This is a genomic window from Streptomyces sp. NPDC046712, assembly GCF_040645695.1.
In the GTDB taxonomy this organism is placed as follows: domain Bacteria; phylum Actinomycetota; class Actinomycetes; order Streptomycetales; family Streptomycetaceae; genus Streptomyces.
In genome coordinates this window covers 199,393-212,801 of the sequence record NZ_JBEYYW010000001.1, presented here as the reverse complement: position 1 = coordinate 212,801, position 13,409 = coordinate 199,393, and the positions used below count along the sequence as shown (strand labels likewise).

Here is a 13,409-nt window from a genome sequence, read left to right as displayed (position 1 = left end):
TCGGCGAGCCGGGGGCTCCGGCCGTCGGCCGAGGCTCCCGCCGACCTCAGGCGGTTCGCTCCGCCGCCCGCAGCGGGCATCCCGTGCCGACGCGGGCGGCGAGGTCGGCGCGGAGGGTGGCGAGTTCGGCCATGCGGGCGTCGATGACCTGGATCTTCTCCGCGAACAGCGTGGAGAGCGCGTCCGCGGAATCCGGCGCCTCGCGCAGCTGCTCCCCGTGGCGTGCGATCTCCGCCAGGGAGAAGCCCAGCGTCTGCGCGGTGCGGACGTAGTGCAGCCAGGCCACGGCCTCGGGCGGGAAGTCGCGATACCCGTTGGGGAGCCGACGGCCCTCGACGAGGCCGACCTTCTCGTAGAACCGGATGGCGTCCCTGCTCACACCCGCCTGCGCGGCCAACTCCCCGATGCGCATGGCCCCTCCGTGCCGTGATGGGCTTGACCTTGGACCCTACTCCACTGTTTAGCGTGAGGCGTCGCCGCAACGAGACCGGCAGGAGCCTCATGATGACCCGTCACTTCGCCTCCGTACGCCCCGGAGACCTGGAACGGCCCGGATATCTTCGCCTCGTCCGCGCGAGCGCCTGGTACGACCTCGTCGTCACGGCGGGTTTCGCGACGCCCTGGACATACGCGCTGGTGCACGGCGCCCTGTCGTCGACGGGCGAGGCCCTCGGGATGGGCGGGATGCCCGAACTCGACCCGATGCAGACCCTGTACGCGAATCTGATGGGGTCGGTCGTGGTCGTCTGGGCCGTTCTGCGCATCGTCCGGCCGCTGCCGCTGCACGGCCTGTTCGACGGCGTCGCGCGCACGTTGTTCGCGACGTGGCAGGCGTACGCGCTGGCCCACGGCGCGACGCGGCTGCTGTGGCTGTTCCTGGTCGTCGAGGTGGTCTTCGGCGTCGTCCAGCTCGCACCGTGGCGCCGGCACCGGCTCGCCGGGCGCCGCCTAGGGGTTGACCGACCCTGATCCGCCGGACAGGCCCTCGGGCAAGGGGGCGGCCCGAACCCGCCCGTGCCATGACCTGTATGGCGCACCGAGACCTTCCTCCCGGGTGATCCCGGTGGCGTGAGTCCCGGTGTCGCCAGTGTCTGTACGAAGGTGGAGCAGGCAGAAAGCGAGAGACGATGGAGCGGAAGCACAAGCACCTGGCCACGCCCCGGGCCGCCGGGATGGCCGGAGTGGTGTTCGCGGTCCTGATGGCCACGGCGATCGTCCTGGTGCGCATCGCTCTGCCGGGCGGAGCCGACGGGGACGAGGTGACCGTCGACGCCGGACAGCGGAGCGCCGTGCGGACGGCGCTGGAGCTGCTCCCGTTCGCCGGGATCGCGTTCCTGTGGTTCATGGGCGCCCTGCGCGAGCAGGCGGGCGAGGGCGAGGACAAGTTCGTCTCCACCGTGTTCCTGGGCAGCGGCCTGGTCTTCGTCGCCACCCTGTTCGGCGCTGCCGCGGCGGCCTGGACCGTGCTCGACGAGAGCCAACAGGACTCTCCCTTCGGCCGCCACTTCGTCTACGCCCTGCTGAGCACGTACGCCATGCGGATGGCGGCGGTGTTCATCATCACGACCGCGACCATCGGCCGCCGGCTCGACCTCCTCCCGCGCCCGCTCGTGGTCCTCGGCTATCTGGGGGGCCTCACGCTGCTCGTGGTGGGAGCGGACGTGCCCTGGTCCGAACTGGTCTTTCCGGCCTGGGTGCTGCTCCTCAGCCTGAACATCCTGCGGGGTCGGCGTCCCGAGGCGTCACGGCCCGCCGCCTCGACCTGATCCGGCCGCACCGCTCACTCGAACGGTCCGCTCCTCGTCGCCGCGGCCCGCCCGGCCACCGAGAGTGGGCGCAGAGGCTCGACCGGGCCATTGGAGAGGACCGATCCCGTGGTAAGGGTTGCCGTCGATCTGAACCGCTGTCAGGGGTATGCGCAGTGCGCGTTCCTCGCCCCCGAGATCTTCGTCATGCACGGCGAGGAGGCGCTGCTGTACGACCCGGAGGCCGACGAGGAGCAGCGCGAGAAGCTGGCCCAGGCCGCCGCGGCCTGCCCCGTCCGGGCCATCCTCGTCGATGCCGTGGACGAACCGGCCGAGGCGGTGGCCGGTGCTCGGTGACGGAGCCTTGGAGCAGCTCAAACGCGAGGGCCGCATCGTCGTCGTCGGCGCCTCGCTGGCCGGCCTGCGGGCTGCCGAAACCCTGCGGGCCAAGGGCTTCGCGGGGTCACTGACCATGATCGGCGACGAGCCCTGCGAACCGTACGACCGACCCCCGCTGTCCAAGCAGGTGCTGCTGGGCAGGGCGCGCGCCGACCGCACCGCACTGCCAAGGCTCCGATCCGTCGACGCGACCTGGCGGCTCGGCGTTCCGGCCACCGGCCTGGACATGGCCGCCAGGCGGGTACGGCTGGCCAACGGCGACGAGGTGCCGTACGACCGGCTGCTGATCGCCACCGGGGTTCGGGCGCGCCCGTGGCCGCGCGAGGACGAGGCGGAACTCGACGGCGTCTTCGTGCTGCGGACCCGTGACGACGGCGCCGCGCTCGCCCGGCGGCTCGCCGAGGGACCCAGGCGGGTCCTCGTCATCGGGGCCGGGTTCACCGGCTCGGAGATCGCCTCCGCCTGCCGCGAACGCGGCCTCCCCGTCACCGTCGCCGAACGCGGCGCGGCGCCCCTGGTCGGCGCACTCGGCGGGGTGGTCGGCGCGGTGGCCGCCGACCTCCAGCGCGGGCACGGTGTGGACCTGCGGTGCGGGGTCATGGTGACCGCTCTGGAGGGCGACGCCTCGGGACGGGTGCGCGCCGCGCATCTGTCCGACGGCTCGACGGTGGAGGCCGACGTGGTGATCGTCTCCCTCGGCGCCATCCGCAACACCGAATGGCTCTCCGGTTCCGGACTCGGGGCCGGCCCACGGGGCATCGCCTGCGATGCCGGCTGCCGGGCCTTCGACATCCGCGGAATCGTCACCGACGACATCTATGCGGCGGGCGACGTCGCCCGCTGCCCGCACCCGCTGTTCGGCTACCAGTTCCTGTCCCTGGAGCACTGGGGCAACGCCGTCGCCCAGGCCGCGATCGCGGCGCACAACATGCTCAGCGAGAGCACCGAACGCGTGCCGCACATGGAGGTGCCGGCCTTCTGGTCCTCCCAGTTCGGCGTCAACATCAAGTCGGTCGGAGTGCCGTCGATGGCGACGGAGATCCTCATCTCGCAGGGCTCGCTCGACAGCCGCCGGTTCATCGGCGTCTACGGGTACCAGGGGCGCGTCATCGGCGCCGTCGCCTTCGACCATGCCCGGTGGCTGCCGTTCTACCAGGAGCTGATCGAGACCACCGCGCCGTTCCCCCCGACGTTCGCCACGGTCGACCGGCGCCCGGACGGACAGCGACCGATCGACGCGGACTTCCCCGACCCCTCGGTACCCACCCACGGGCCCACCGTGACCCTCAGCGGATACTCACCGGCCGACCGCCGGATGACGTTCACCCCCGCGCACTGACCCGCACGGCCACGAGGACCTGCCATGACGCAATCGCTGCTGCACCAGATCCTGGACTACGCCAACCGGGCCGATCCGTACCCGATCTACGAAGAGCTGCGGAAGACGCCGGTCCACCACGAAGCCGACGGGCCGTACGTGATCAGCACCTACTACGAGATCCGCAGCCTTCTGCACGATCCCCGGATCAGCTCCGACGCCCGCAACCTGGCCTCGAACACCGGTGACCCGCTGGGCGAGGCGGCCCCGGAGGAGGGCGCCCTGCCGCCGGGCTTCCTGCGGCTCGACCCGCCGGAGCACGACCGGATGCGACGCATGACGAACCGGCACTTCGGCCCGCCGCACTCCCCCCACCGCGTCGACGGAATGCGCCCGGAGCTCCACGAGATCGTCGCCGACCTCATCGACGGCATCGGCGACCCGGGCCGGATCGACCTGGTGGAAGAGTTCTCGTACCCCTTCCCGGTGACGGTGATCTGCAGGCTGCTCGGAGTGCCGCGCGAGGACGAGGCGCGCTTCCACACCTGGGCGGACACCCTCGCCGCAAGCCTGGACCCCGACCCGGACGCAGATCCCGCCGAACGGGGCAAGGGCGCGCACGACGCCCGGATGCAGTTGGGCATGTACCTGGCCGGCCTGATCGAGGAGCGCCGCAAGAACCCCGGGGAGGACATGCTCTCCCAGCTGGCCACGGCCAAGGGCGCGGACGGCCCGATGACCACGATGGAACTGCTCAGCACGGCGGCGCTGCTGCTGATCGCGGGGCATGAGACCACGGTCAACCTCATCACCAACGGAATGCTCACCCTGCTGCGCAATCCCGACGTCCTCCAGCGGCTGCGTGCCGAACCTCGGCTGGCCGTGCCCATCGTGGAGGAGCTGCTGCGCTTCGAGCCGCCGGTGCAGCTGCTGCCGCAGCGCACCACTCTCGCCGACATCGAGGTCCGCGGCGTCACCATCCCCAAGGGCGCCACCCTCTGGCTGGTCCTGGCGTCCGGCAACCGCGACCCCCAGCGCTTCGAGGACCCGGACCGTTTCGACCCGGACCGCCCTGACGTCCAGCACCTCGGCCTGGGCAGCGGCATCCACAGCTGCTTCGGCGCACCGCTCGCCCGCCTGGAGGCCCAGCTCGCCCTGTCGGAGCTGGCCCGGAGGCTGGAAAACCCACGCCTGGTGGAGGACCCGCCCCCGTACCGGCAGAACGCCGTGCTCCGCGGACCGCGGCACCTACACATCGCTTGCGACGGAATCCGCCCCTAGACCCTGCCCGACGGGCCCGGGGCTGACGGGCCCTAGGCTGACGGGCCTAGGCTGACGGGATGCGAACGATCGAGCGTGCCGTCGGCGCCGTACTCGGCTCCGCGGTGGGGGACGCGCTGGGTGCCCCTTTCGAGTTCGGGCTGCCGGGCGTCTTCCACGAACGCTTCCCCGACGGCGTCGGCGCGATGTGCGGGGGCGGCGGCTGGGACCCGGGCGAGGCCACCGACGACACTCAGATGGCCGTCCTGGTCGGGGAGTCGCTCCTCGACCGGGGTGGCCTGGACCTGCCGGACGTCTTCGACCGGTTCCGCCGCTGGGCGGCGTCCGAACCGAAGGACATCGGCCTGCAGACCGAGGACGTCCTGACGAGCGGCGACCCCTGGGACACGGCAGCCGCCCTCCACTTCCAGATCAACGGCCGCGCGGCGGGCAACGGTTCCCTGATGCGAGCCGCCACGTCGGCGGTGTACTTCGCGGCGGCGGGGCCCGAGGCCACGATGGACGCCGCCCGCCGCATCGCGGCTCTCACCCACGGAGACGGCGCGGCGTGGGAGGGTACGGCGATCCTCCACGACCTCGTCCGGGTCGCCCTCCTCGGCGAGGACCCGCTCGCAGCCCTGCCCACCACGCTCGCCGCCGTCGCCGCGCCGCACCGGGAACGCTGGTCGACGGTCCTCTCCCCCGGCTGGCACCCGGACGACGCCACCGAGTTCAACGGCGCGGTCTGGCCCTGCCTGGGCTCGGCGGTCTGGGCCGTTCGTACGACGGACTCGTTCGAGCGGGCCCTTGCCGCGGCGATCGACCTGGGCGGCGACACGGACACCGTGTCGGCGGTCACGGGCACCCTCGCGGGCGCCGTGTACGGCGACAACGGCATCCCCGCCCGCTGGACTGATCCCCTCCACGTCCCCCTGCCGGGCTTCGGCGACCGGATCCTGCGCGCCGAGGACCTGCGGGACCTGGCCACCCGTCTGCTCGCCCCCGCCGCCCCACGCCCCTGAGCCCGCGACCGCTCGCCCCCGCCGCGTCCGCCGCCGACTCGCGGGCGGAGGGCGGACGAGGCAGCGCCCCGGCGCCCGGACGCCTCACCGCCCCGGCAGCAGTCGGGTCTCGGCTTTCGGGAGCTTGCTCCACCAGTGGCCGTAGCGGCGGTACACCTGCGGGTCGCGGTCGGAGAGGAAGGCCACCAGCGCGCGGGCCTCGTCGGCCAGTCCCTCCCAGACCTCGTCCGGCAGGTCGTGAAACGCGGTCGCCTCGATCCCGCCCTCGGCCGGGCGCCACACACCGGCGACGTATCCGTCGATCAGGAGGGTCGGCAGCACGTCTCCGTTCCGGCGGATGACGAGGGTGCGGTAGTCGGGAGGGATGACCCGGCCGCGGTCCGCGTAGGCCAGCAGGGTGCTGTCCCACATGGCCATCAGCCGGGGCGGGGCGGGCGTGTCCTCGTCCGGTCGGGGTGCGTCCGGTATGTCGAACAGCTCCTCGCCGTCCGGCCCTTCGCACCGCTCGAGCTCGTCGGTCAGCGCGGCCAGCGCCTTCCTCACCCTGGCCCGCTGGACCAACGCGAACTGCGCCACGTCCGCCACCGACGCCGGCCCGAACCCCTGGAGATAGCGCAGGACCAGCGTGCGCAGGGCGGCGTCGGACACCTCCGGCTCCGGCGTCGCCGGCGGGTCGGGCGGTGCGACGTAAGCGGGGCGTTCCCCGAACGACCACGGTGGGGTGGTGGGCGCGTGCAGCAGCGGGGTGTAGTGCCGCAGCCCCCACCACGCCCCGGACTTCGGCATGGCGCCCACCCGTTGCTCGAGCCATGCCTCGTACTCCGCGTTCGTCCGGGGCCGGTCGGCGAATGCCAGCAGTTCCGGGACGAGCGCGTCGGCGTCCGCCGGGGTCAGCCCCGACTCCGCGAAGCGGCCGCCCAGCCTGCCGGACCTCAGCAGGGGATGCACCGCCTCCCGGAACGGCCGGTAGTCGTCGGCGTGCACGGCATGCAGGGTGATCCGCATCAGTGTCGACTTGACGACCGTCCCGACGGCGAAGGCGCCGTCGAGTTCGGTCGGGTCGAACGCGGCGGTCCTGTTCCACAGCGCGAGATACGGAGACGCGGGCTGCTGGGCCTGCAGCGCCACGACGCGCCGTACCGCTTCCGCGGCACCGATCGCCTCCCGTCGGAGCAGCAACTGCCGGGCGAGAGTGGAGCGGTTGAGCCCCCGCGCACTGATCTTCATACCGGAATCTTCCCGCACCTCAACGGCGCGCCCGGACGGTGGCGAGGACCTCCCGCTCCGGCTGGAGCGTCAGGCTCGGCACGGGACGTATCTCCCCGGGGTCGATGTCGAGGCGGAACCGGCGGGCGAGGACGGCGAGGATCAGGACGGCCTCGACCATGGCGAACCGGGTTCCGAGGCAGACGCGCGGCCCGCCCCCGAAGGGGAACCAGGCGTACTCCGGTATCTCCTCGGCGGCCGCGCCCTCGCCCGTGCCCCAGCGTTCGGGGCGGAACTCCTCGGGATCGGTGAACCAGCGGCCGTCCCGGTGAGTGGCCCACTGGCTGCTCCACACCCGTGTCCCGGTCGGGATCGGCATTCCGCCGAGGGTCGCTCCTTCCTTGGCGATACCGGTGAGGAGCCAGATGGTCGGATAGAGCCGGAGGGTCTCCTTCACGACGGCCTGGGTGTAGGTCAGTCGGGCGTAGTCGTCGAAGCCGGGTTCGTGGTCGCCGAGGACGCGGTCGAGTTCTTCGGCGAGCGCCTCGCGCCCGCGGGGGTTGCGTGAGAGCAGGTGCCACGCCCAGACGAGGGTGGAGCTGGTGGTCTCGTGTCCGCCGATGTAGAGGGTGACGGTCTCGTCGCGGATCTCCTGGTCGGAGAGATGGGCGCCGGTCTCGTCCTGGGCGGCGAGCAGCCTGCTGAGGAGGTCGGGTCGTTCGGTCTCGCCGTCGCGATGGCGGGCGACGATCCGGGAGACCTCCGCGTCGATGACGGCGGTGGCGCGCTTGATGCGGGCGCGTCCCGGGGTGGGCACCCAGTCGGGCAGCAGGGCGCCGATGCCGCTGAACTCGGCGCCGATCTCCTTCTGGGCAACGTCCATGGCACGGCCGATGGCCTCGGCGTCGGCTGCGGTGTCGACGCCGAAGATGGTGCGGACGGCGATGAGCTGGGTGAGGGCGGCCATCTCCTTCTTGATGTCGATGCGCTGCCCGTCGCTCCACCGGTCGGCGACGTCGATGGCGCACTCGGCCATCGTGGCGGCGTAGGACCGCACCTGCTTTGGCCGGACGGAGGGCTGGACGAGGGACCGTTTGCGGCGCCAGTCGGCGCCCTTGGCGACGACGACTCCGTTGCCGAGCAGGGTGCGGAAGGCGATACCGAGGTCGGGCTGGTCGAAGGTGCGCTCGACTTCGACGAGGAGTTCCCCGATGGTGTCGGGGTGGGCGACGAAGAGCGCGGGGCCCGGTCCGAATCGCCAGCTGACGAAGTCTCCGCGCTCGCGCAGCCGCTCGAAGAAGGCGAGCGGGTCCTTGCCGAACTCCGGCAGGTTCCCGAGCAGCGGGACGCCCCGTGGACCCGGCACGATCTTCTGTCCGTCCGCGGTCTCCTCGACCGCGGCCGAACCGGCTTGCGTGGTCACGTGCGTCCCCTCCCAGCGGTGTTCCCCGGTGTGTGAGTCCATGGAATCGGAGAGGTCGGACACTCCGCCACCCCTGTGGACAGCGCCCTGTGGACAACCGGGACGAAGACCGCAACACGAAGGGCCCGTGGTATCAACCACGGGCCCTTGCAGGTGAGTTCAGGAGGTCAGCCCACCGAGCTGTAGGCGACCACGCCCCTCAGCAGCGATTCCACCGCCTTGCGCGCGTTCTTGGCGACGGTGCTGTTCTCCTTGGGCGCGGCGGCGGCGATCTGTCCGAGGACGTCGATGACCTGCTTGCACCAGCGGACGAAGTCGCCGGCCGGCATCTCGGCCTCGCGCAGGACTTCGTCGAGCCCCTTGTCGGAGGCCCACTGGTAGGCGGCCCAGGCGAAGCCCAGGTCGGGTTCGCGCTGCCCGACCCCTTCCGCCTGGTTGATCTTGAACTCTTCCTCCAGGGCGTCGAGCCGCCCCCAGATCCGTACCATCTCGCCGAGCGCGGCCTTCGCCTTCCCGGTGGGGAGCTTCGGCGGCACGGCGTCGTCGGACTGCCGCGCCTCGTACACCAACGCGGAGACACAGGCGGCCAGTTCGGGCGGGGTGAGGCCCTCCCAGACGCCCTCACGCAGGCATTCGCTGGCCAGCAGGTCGAGTTCGCCGTAGAGCCGGGCGAGGCGCTTGCCGTTGTCGGTGACGTCGTCGCCGCGAAGGTAGTCGAGCTCGGTGAGGAGCGCGACGATCCGGTCGAAGGTGCGGGCGATGGTGTTGGTCCGGCCCTCGATGCGCCGTTCCAGCTGCCGGGTGTCGCGCTGGAGCCGGTGGTAGCGCTCGGCCCAGCGGGCGTGGTCCTCGCGCTCGTCGCAGCCGTGACAGGGGTGAGCGCGCAGCTCCGTACGGAGCCGGCTGATCTCACGGTCGTCGGCGGCGGCCGAGCGATCCCTGCGGTGTCGCTCCGGGTTGAGGTGTCCGGCCTTGGTACGCAGGGCGGAGGCGAGGTCCCGCCGCGACTGCGGGGAGCGCGGGTTGAAGGACTTGGGGATCCTCATACGCTCCATGGCCTCGACCGGGATCGGGAAGTCGATCGAGGCGAGCCGCTTGACCTGCCGTTCGGCGGTGAGCACGAGCGGGCGGGGCCCGTCGTGGTGCTCGAAGCCGCGGTGGCCGTTGGTCCGCCCGGCGGGGATGCCGGGGTCGAGGACGAGGGCGAGTCCGGCGAACTTGCCCGTGGGGACGTGGATGACGTCGCCGGGCTTGAGCTTCTCCAGGGAGGCGGCGGCCTGGGCGCGGCGCTGTGCGGCGCCCTGCTTGGCCAGTTCGGTCTCGCGGTCCTTGAGGTCGCGGCGCATCCGCGCGTACTCCTCGAAGTCCCCGAGATGGCAGGTCATGCCCTCCCGGTAACCGGCGAGGCCCTCCTCGTTCTTCTGGACCTGGCGGGAGATGCCGACGACGGACCGGTCGGCCTGGAACTGCGCGAAGGAGGTCTCGAGCAGCTCGCGGGAGCGGTGGCGCCCGAACTGGTCGACCAGGTTGACGGCCATGTTGTACGAGGGCTTGAAGCTGGAGCGCAGCGGGTACGTACGCGTGCCGGCCAGCCCGGCGAGGTGGCCCGGGTCGAGGCCGCGCTGCCACAGGACGACGGCATGGCCCTCGACGTCGATGCCACGGCGCCCGGCGCGTCCGGTGAGCTGGGTGTACTCGCCGGGCGTGATGTCGGCGTGCTGTTCGCCGTTCCACTTGACGAGCTTCTCCAGGACCACCGAGCGGGCGGGCATGTTGATGCCCAGCGCGAGGGTCTCGGTGGCGAACACGGCCTTGACGAGGCCGCGTACGAAGAGCTCCTCGACGACTTCCTTGAAGGTGGGGAGCATTCCGGCGTGGTGGGCGGCGATGCCGCGCTCCAGGCCTTCCAGCCACTCGTAGTACCCGAGGACGTGGAGGTCTTCGGAGGGGATGGAGGCGGTGCGCTCCTCGACGATCTCGCGGACCCGGTGGCGGGCCTCGTCGTCGTTGAGCCGCAGGCCGGCGTACAGGCACTGCTGGACGGCGGCCTCACAGCCGGCCCGGCTGAAGATGAAGGTGATGGCGGGCAGGAGACCTTCGGCGTCGAGGCGTTCGATGACCTCGGGCCGTCCGGGCGTCCAGATGCGGGAACGCTGGCGGCGCTCGCGCTCGCGGTCGGCCTCGCGGATCATCTTGCCGCGGCGGCGCTCGCGCGGGTTGTACGTGCGGGAGTTCTCAGTGCGGGCCAGGCGCATCAGGTCGGGGTTGACCTCGCGGCGGGACGCGCCGCGGCCGCCGTGGTCGGTCTCCTCCTCGAACAGGTCGTACATCCGGCGGCCGGCGAGGACGTGCTGCCAGAGCGGCACGGGGCGGCTCTCGGAGACGATGACCTCGGTGTCGCCGCGGACGGTGTCCAGCCAGTCGCCGAACTCCTCGGCGTTGGAGACGGTCGCGGAGAGTGAGACCAGCGTCACGGACTCGGGGAGGTGGATGATCACTTCCTCCCAGACGGCGCCGCGGAAGCGGTCCGAGAGGTAGTGGACCTCGTCCATGACCACGTAGCCGAGGCCGCTGAGCGCCTGGGACCCCGCGTACAGCATGTTGCGGAGGACCTCGGTGGTCATGACGATGATCGGGGCGTCGCCGTTGACACTGTTGTCACCGGTGAGGAGGCCGACCTTGCCGGGTCCGTAGCGCTTCACGAGGTCGGCGTACTTCTGGTTCGACAGCGCCTTGATGGGTGTCGTGTAGAAGCACTTGCGCCCTTGGAGCAGGGCGAGGTGGACGGCGAACTCGCCGACGATGGTCTTGCCCGAGCCCGTGGGGGCGGCGACGAGCACGCCTTTGCCCGCCTCGAGGGCCTGGCAGGCCTCGATCTGGAAGGGGTCCAGACCGAACTCGTACATCTCGCGGAAGGGGGCCAGCGCCGTGGCCTGCTCGGCGTTGCGGGCCCGAGCAGCTGCGTACGCTTCGGCTGGTGTGAGGTCCTCTGTCATCTTGCTCTCGAGCCTACCCGCCACCTCTGACACTGACGCGATCTTTAATGACGGACCGATTTTCCACCCGAGCACGCCTCCCGAGCCCGCCGCCAGGACGCGACCCGCGCCCGCCGTAGCGGCGCTCCGCGTCAGGGCGCCAGGACGCGCAGTGCACCCGGTACGCACACGGCGGTCAGCGGCAGCGGCCCCAGCGGCTCGCCGTCGGCATAGCCGGTGATCCCGGGGGCGTCGAGGGTGAGGGAGCGGACACGGTGGACGGTGACCTTGGGGTGGTCGAGGTGGGTGCCACGGTAGACCCGGGGAAAGACCTTGATCAGCGTCGTACGGGAGCAGTCGCCGACGACGGTGACGTCGAAGAGGCCGTCGTCCATGCGCGCTCCGGCGCAGATGCGCATGCCGCCGCCGTACGAGGTGCCGTTCCCGACGGCGACGAGCGTGGCCTCGACCTGCCGCTCGGTGCCGTCGTCGAAGGTGAGGCGGTACGGCACGGGCCGGAACGCGGCGAGCTCGGCGATCATGGCGAGGTCGTACTTGAAACGGCCGACGGGCAGCTTCATGCGGTTGCCGCGGTCGTTGACGCGGGAGTCGAACCCGGAGGCGAGGACGGTGCCGAACCAGCGGTCGCCGACCCTGCCGAGGTCGATGTCGCGTCCACCCCCGCCCTCGAGCAGCTCGGCGGCGAGCCGGCCGGCCGCCGCGGGGTCGCGCAGGGGCAGGCCGAGGGTGCGGGCGAAGTCGTTTCCGGTACCGACGGCGACCACGCCGAGCGGGGTCCGGGTGCCGGCGAGGGCCTGGAGGGCGAGCGAGATCATGCCGTCACCGCCGACGGCGACGACCGCGCCGGTTCCGCCGGCGACGGCGTCACGGGCGCGTCGCAGGGCGTCGTCGGCGTCGACGCCGAGGACGGTACGGACGGAGAAGCCGGCGTCCCTGAGCGCGCGGGCGGCCGGCTGCGCGGCGTGCGCGCCCCGGCCGCGTCCCGCGGTGGGATTGACGAGGAGGGTGATCTCGCTGGTCATGGGGGTCCCCCCGGACGGAGTGTCTGGGAGGAGGACCCTACAAGATCAGGTGATGTCGTCGTAACCGCCGGGCCTGAGCGACCTACCGCCGTCGGCCTCGCCGCCGGACTGCTGGGGCAGTGCGCGGGTGGCACTGACGGGTTCGACGGATCCGACACCCTCGGGAGTGAGGTCGAGGCTGGACGCCTCGTCGTCGTCGAGTTCGGCGTCGGGGTTGTTGCGGGCCCGGCGCTTGTCGTTGAGGAGCGAGAAACCGACGGCCCCGAAGTACAGGACGGTGATCGGCCCCGCGAGGGCGATCATGCCGACGGGGTCGGTGGTCGGGGTGATGACGGCGCCGAAGACGAAGACGCCCATGATCACGCCCCGCCACCAGCCGGCCATGCGGCGGCCGGTGAGGACGCCGGTGAGGTTCAGCATCACGAGGACGAGCGGGAGCTCGAAGGCGAGGCCGAAGACGAGCACCATGCGCAGGGTGAAGTCGAGGACGTCACCGAGGGAGAGGATGTTCGCCGATCCGCCGGGCGTGAGGCTGATGAGGACCTTCACGCTGATGGGGAGGATGAGGTACGCGAGGTAGGCACCGGCCGCGAACAGCGGAACCGCGGCACCGACGAAGGCGTAGGTGTACTTCTTCTCGCTCCTGTGCAGGCCGGGCGCGATGAAGGCCCAGAGCTGGTAGAGCCAGACCGGGCTCGCGACGACGAGGCCGGTCACGAGGCTGACCTGGATCGTCGTGCTGAACGGTGCGATCAGCGTGTTGAAGGAGACGACCGCACAGTTACCGCCGTCCCCCATCGTGCCCTGCGGGCACTTGGGCACGGACTTCGTCAGGAACTGCATGAGCTCCTCGCTGTACACGAGGGCCACGACGGTGACCGCGGCGACGGCCAGCAGGCCCTTCGCCATGCGGTTGCGAAGTTCACGCAGGTGCTCCACGAGGGGCATCCGGCCCTCGGGGTCCTTCTCCTGCTTGCGGGCAGACTTGAGCAACCCACGTCCTCATCTCGTGCGGCAG

At 71.5% G+C, this 13,409-nt stretch carries 12 protein-coding genes; 6 read left to right on the top strand and 6 right to left on the bottom strand.

Going from position 1 to position 13,409, the window contains the following annotated elements; all coding sequences use genetic code 11:
* Positions 1-46: 46 nt before the first annotated feature.
* Complete coding sequence (locus tag ABZ939_RS00990; RefSeq protein WP_361847258.1) at positions 47-412, bottom strand: MerR family transcriptional regulator; 366 nt, start codon at positions 410-412, stop codon at positions 47-49.
* An 89-nt stretch (positions 413-501) separates the two neighbouring features.
* On the opposite strand from ABZ939_RS00990, the gene ABZ939_RS00985 reads away from it, so the two are divergent.
* From ABZ939_RS00985 to ABZ939_RS00960, 6 genes are all read left to right on the top strand, one after another.
* Positions 502-969, top strand: coding sequence for a hypothetical protein (locus tag ABZ939_RS00985; protein WP_361847255.1), 468 nt, complete (start codon positions 502-504; stop codon positions 967-969).
* 158 nt (positions 970-1,127) lie between these two features.
* Positions 1,128-1,766, top strand: coding sequence for a hypothetical protein (locus tag ABZ939_RS00980; RefSeq protein WP_361847252.1), 639 nt, complete (start codon positions 1,128-1,130; stop codon positions 1,764-1,766).
* Positions 1,767-1,874: 108 nt separating this feature from the next.
* Entirely contained in the window at positions 1,875-2,102 is a 228-nt protein-coding gene (locus tag ABZ939_RS00975; RefSeq protein ID WP_361847249.1) for a ferredoxin, read from the top strand.
* Complete coding sequence (locus tag ABZ939_RS00970; RefSeq protein ID WP_361847246.1) at positions 2,059-3,483, top strand: FAD-dependent oxidoreductase; 1,425 nt, start codon at positions 2,059-2,061, stop codon at positions 3,481-3,483. The genes ABZ939_RS00975 and ABZ939_RS00970 overlap by 44 nt, the downstream gene beginning before the upstream one ends.
* Positions 3,484-3,507: 24 nt before the next feature.
* Entirely contained in the window at positions 3,508-4,743 is a 1,236-nt protein-coding gene (locus ABZ939_RS00965) for a cytochrome P450 (RefSeq protein WP_361847243.1), read from the top strand.
* A 59-nt stretch (positions 4,744-4,802) separates the two neighbouring features.
* Positions 4,803-5,744 carry an ADP-ribosylglycohydrolase family protein gene (locus ABZ939_RS00960; RefSeq protein ID WP_361847240.1) on the top strand — a complete coding sequence of 314 codons (942 nt, stop codon included), beginning with the start codon at positions 4,803-4,805 and terminating at the stop codon, positions 5,742-5,744.
* Between the two features lie 84 nt (positions 5,745-5,828).
* On the opposite strand, the gene ABZ939_RS00955 is transcribed toward ABZ939_RS00960, so the two are convergent.
* From ABZ939_RS00955 to tatC, 5 genes are all read right to left on the bottom strand, one after another.
* Positions 5,829-6,971, bottom strand: a complete 1,143-nt coding sequence (locus ABZ939_RS00955) for a winged helix DNA-binding domain-containing protein (protein ID WP_361847237.1) — start codon at positions 6,969-6,971, stop codon at positions 5,829-5,831.
* 19 nt (positions 6,972-6,990) lie between these two features.
* Positions 6,991-8,373: a cytochrome P450 gene (locus tag ABZ939_RS00950; RefSeq protein WP_361847234.1), complete on the bottom strand. Its 1,383-nt coding sequence runs from the start codon at positions 8,371-8,373 to the stop codon at positions 6,991-6,993.
* A gap of 167 nt (positions 8,374-8,540) precedes the next feature.
* Positions 8,541-11,369: a DEAD/DEAH box helicase gene (locus ABZ939_RS00945; protein ID WP_361847231.1), complete on the bottom strand. Its 2,829-nt coding sequence runs from the start codon at positions 11,367-11,369 to the stop codon at positions 8,541-8,543.
* Positions 11,370-11,500: 131 nt separating this feature from the next.
* Positions 11,501-12,391, bottom strand: coding sequence for a diacylglycerol kinase (locus ABZ939_RS00940; protein WP_361847228.1), 891 nt, complete (start codon positions 12,389-12,391; stop codon positions 11,501-11,503).
* Positions 12,392-12,436: 45 nt separating this feature from the next.
* Positions 12,437-13,339 carry a twin-arginine translocase subunit TatC gene (gene tatC, locus ABZ939_RS00935; protein WP_361847936.1) on the bottom strand — a complete coding sequence of 301 codons (903 nt, stop codon included), beginning with the start codon at positions 13,337-13,339 and terminating at the stop codon, positions 12,437-12,439.
* Between the last annotated feature and the right edge of the window lie 70 nt (positions 13,340-13,409).

Coding starts and splice junctions, on each gene's coding strand:
- ABZ939_RS00955 (WP_361847237.1), bottom strand. CDS start 6,971: ATGAAGATCAGTGCGCGGGGGCTCAACCGCTCCACTCTCGCCCGGCAG.
- ABZ939_RS00945 (WP_361847231.1), bottom strand. CDS start 11,369: ATGACAGAGGACCTCACACCAGCCGAAGCGTACGCAGCTGCTCGGGCC.
- ABZ939_RS00965 (WP_361847243.1), top strand. CDS start 3,508: ATGACGCAATCGCTGCTGCACCAGATCCTGGACTACGCCAACCGGGCC.
- ABZ939_RS00980 (WP_361847252.1), top strand. CDS start 1,128: ATGGAGCGGAAGCACAAGCACCTGGCCACGCCCCGGGCCGCCGGGATG.
- ABZ939_RS00940 (WP_361847228.1), bottom strand. CDS start 12,391: ATGACCAGCGAGATCACCCTCCTCGTCAATCCCACCGCGGGACGCGGC.
- ABZ939_RS00970 (WP_361847246.1), top strand. CDS start 2,059: ATGCCGTGGACGAACCGGCCGAGGCGGTGGCCGGTGCTCGGTGACGGA.
- ABZ939_RS00985 (WP_361847255.1), top strand. CDS start 502: ATGATGACCCGTCACTTCGCCTCCGTACGCCCCGGAGACCTGGAACGG.
- ABZ939_RS00990 (WP_361847258.1), bottom strand. CDS start 412: ATGCGCATCGGGGAGTTGGCCGCGCAGGCGGGTGTGAGCAGGGACGCC.
- ABZ939_RS00960 (WP_361847240.1), top strand. CDS start 4,803: ATGCGAACGATCGAGCGTGCCGTCGGCGCCGTACTCGGCTCCGCGGTG.
- tatC (WP_361847936.1), bottom strand. CDS start 13,339: ATGCCCCTCGTGGAGCACCTGCGTGAACTTCGCAACCGCATGGCGAAG.